This is a genomic window from uncultured Meiothermus sp. (genome assembly GCF_937863175.1).
GTDB lineage: Bacteria > Deinococcota > Deinococci > Deinococcales > Thermaceae > Meiothermus.
The window spans coordinates 1-3,225 of sequence record NZ_CALMCQ010000349.1 but is presented as its reverse complement, the minus strand read 5'-3'; the positions used below and the strand labels follow the sequence as shown (position 1 = coordinate 3,225).

At 63.4% G+C, this 3,225-nt stretch carries 2 protein-coding genes and 1 pseudogene; 1 reads left to right on the top strand and 2 read right to left on the bottom strand.

Annotated elements, in window-relative coordinates:
• Positions 1 to 378 precede the first annotated feature (378 nt).
• Both sixA and Q0288_RS13200 read right to left on the bottom strand, forming a co-directional pair.
• Complete coding sequence (gene sixA / locus Q0288_RS13205) at positions 379 to 849, bottom strand: phosphohistidine phosphatase SixA (RefSeq protein ID WP_299431169.1); 471 nt, start codon at positions 847 to 849, stop codon at positions 379 to 381.
• Between the two features lie 54 nt (positions 850 to 903).
• Positions 904 to 2,469 (bottom strand): Ppx/GppA phosphatase family protein, encoded by a 1,566-nt coding sequence (locus Q0288_RS13200; RefSeq protein WP_299431167.1) that lies wholly within the window; start codon positions 2,467 to 2,469, stop codon positions 904 to 906.
• Between the two features lie 146 nt (positions 2,470 to 2,615).
• Between Q0288_RS13200 and Q0288_RS13195 the strand changes: the two are divergent.
• Positions 2,616 to 3,225 (top strand): annotated as a pseudogene (locus Q0288_RS13195) (polyphosphate kinase); the annotation flags it as partial.

The window sequence follows — 3,225 nt, the reverse complement described above, 5'->3', positions numbered from 1 at the left end:
AACCCGACCGAAGGGAGACGCTTTTTTCGCCGACCGTCCGGGAGGGGTGTGCTCCAGGATTCAAAAAGAGAGCCTCCGGGCCTCTTGCTTCGAGGATGAGACCTACCATGCCCCGTTTTGACGGGGGAGACTTCCTGCACAGGGCGGTGCGTACATGGATCTCATGCCTCGCCAGAGACGTTTTTTGCCAGCGATACCCCGGAGATGTATCCCGTAATCCCCCTGAACCGTCGGAACGGTAAAAAGGACTGCCCGCGACGACCTTCACCAGTCCCGCGGACTCGATCCCACCCGGCCTGCTCCACAGTGCGGGAGTGAGTTGAGCAACTTTTTTTGACAGAACCCGGCTTTTGCAGGAGACCTATCGCCCCCAATGGCCTATGCCTGGCGACGCAAAACCCTGGGCGACCAGAAACCCACCAGCTTCATGCCGCCGGGTCTGGGACTGCCCTCCATTAAGGCCACGCCCCCCTTCTTGAAGAGGAACTGCCCGCCGTCCGGGTGCCCGGTCAGGAGCCAGGCGCATAAACTGCTCAGCCAGGGCTCGTGCCCCACCAGCGCCACCGACTCGCCCACAATCGTTTTCAACAATTCGGGGCCGGGCCCGACCGCTAGATGGGGGGTCACGGTGGTCTCGCCCTTCAGCAGCGGCACCAGTAACTCGGCGGTCTGTACCGCGCGCAGCTTGGGGCTGTGGTAGAGGTGATCCAGCTCGATATCAAGACGCGCCAACCCCTGCACCACCTGCTTGAACCGGGCGATACCCGGGGCCGAGAGGGCGCGGCTATTATCGGACTGGCCAGGCAGGGCATCCTCAGCGATGGCATGGCGAACCAGATAGAGTTTCATGGCATTTGGTCAGACTGGGGTGTTTCTAGTCTCTCACCCGGCTGAGAACCAAGTTTACGCCGGGGGGCTCCACTCCACAAGGAGTTCGCGCCCAAAGGCTTGTTGAAACAACCTGGCCTGTTTACTGGTCTCGGAAATTTCCACCCAGGGCTCCTCTGCGGCCCGCAGGGACAGGCGCACCTGCTTGTGGCCGAGGTCTGCCTCCAACCCTTCAACCCGCCCGGCCCGGCTGCGCTCCAAATACTCGCTGATGCGCAGCAGGCTGACCAGCCGCAACAATCGCTTGTTGTCGCCGTCCTGCAACACCGACCGATACACCCCAGGCCGGGGCTCGCCCTTGCGGTGGTAGCGAACCAGAAGCCCCAGCAAAGCCTGCTCGCGGTGGGTCAGACCCGGGATGGCTGCGCTCATCACCAGGTACTCACCGTGCTTGTGGTGGTCGTAGTAGCCCACGCTCATGCCAATGTCGTGCAACAGCGCGGCCTCGTCCAGAAGCTGCTCCTCGGCTTTGCCGTAGCCGTGCAGCGGCTCCAGGAGGCGGAACAATAAGCGGCAGAAGTTGCGAACCCTGGCAGTGTGACCATAGTCCTGCGGATAGCGGGCAAAGAGATTGCGCACATAGAAGCCGCGCACATCGCCCAGCAGATGGGGAGGCGGCAGAAATTCGTGGTAGAAGGCCCCTTCGCGTACCCCCTGCCCTGAAATCCACAGGCCCTCCAGGCCCCCCTCGCGCAGTACCGTGCGGTAGACCAGACCCCCGGCCGCGATCACATCGGCCCGGTCGGCCTGCAGGCCCTCAATATCCCGCCGTTCCTCGGTGCTGCGCTGCACCAGCCCGCCGACCAGCTCTTCCAGATCGGCAGAGCCCAGGAAATAGCCATGCACCAGATCGAGCGGATAGTCTCTTTTCTTCTGCACCAGCTTGGCGAGGTTGCGCACCGTGCCGCCCATCGCCACCAGCGGCAGGGGATCTGCCCGCACCTGGGCCAGCACGTCCTTCATCTCTTTGCGCACGAAGCGCTCGAGGTCTTCCACCTCACCCTTTTTGGGCGGATTTGATTTGAGGAACATCTCGGTTAGCCGCACCGCTCCCAGCGGATAGGCCTGACCCTGGTGGTACTGGCGGGCCTGCATCCGGGAGAGCTGGGCGCTGCCACCCCCCAGATCCATGACCCAGGCGTCGTTGAAGGTGAATGAGTTGGCTACCGCAAGCACCCCATAGCGGGCCTCGTTTTCGCCGGAGAGCACCTGTACCGGGAGCCCCAGCTTGCGCACCTCGCGCATGAACTCCGCGCCATTCTCGGCGTCGCGGCCAGCACTGGTAACCATCACCCGCATCTCGTCGAGTTCGGTAGCCTGGGCAAAATCGGCATAGAGCTTGAGGGCCGACAAAGCCCGCTGCATTCCTTCGGGGGTCAGGCGGCCCTGGGTGGCGAGCCCCTCGCCCAGCCGTACCGTTTCTCGAATCTCGTCCACCAGCCGGAATTGCTTTCCGGGTTCGTAGACATATACCACCAGCCGCGCAGTTCCCGATCCCAGATCCACGATGCCCAGACGTCGCACCGCCCCATCGTAGAGCCTTAGCGCAGTTGGCTCAAGTTCTGTCAGAGTTGGGGTCATGGCCCCAGTCTGGGCGCAGCCCGTCAGGGGGGCGTAAGGCCGAGGAACCGAGGGCCATTGGGACGCAGCCATGCTTTATTCCAGTGCACTCCCGCCCTATCCGCCCCTACCCCCTCCCCCCAGGGTCACGTTACACTCAGTCCGGGATGAAACGAACCAGAGGCAAAAAGAAAGCGGTGCCGTCCCCTGACAAAAGCCGCCAAGACTTAGAGGCGATGTCCAAAAAACCTAAAGCGCCGCGCCATGTTCCCACCCACCTTACCCAGGAGGCCAGCTGGCTCTCCTTCAACCGCCGGGTGCTGGAGCAGACCCGACGGCCCGATTTTCCTCTGCTGGAGCGGCTGCGCTTTCTGGCCATCTGGGCTTCGAATATGGATGAGTTTTACGCAGCGCGGATTTCGCGGGCCTTTGCCGAGGATCGGGGCAGTGCCAGCTATCTGGCGCTGATGGGTGAGGCCCGGGATCAGTCCGAGGAGGCCGGACGGCTGTACCTGGAGTTTCTGAAAGCCCTCGAGGGACTGGGCATTCACATTCTGGAGCCCTCCCAGCTCACCCGGGCCGAGAAGCAGTACTTCGGGGCCTATCTGGCCGAGGTGGTGGCCCCCCTGACCGACCACATCCGGCCCGAGGCCCTGCCCGAACTGGCCACCCAGGCCCTCTACTTTGCCTCCGGCGAGGGGCTGTTGCAGCACCTGATCCGGCTGCCCGAGGGGGTGCCGAGGCTGCTGGAAGTGCCCGGGCGCGATGGGGGGTTTG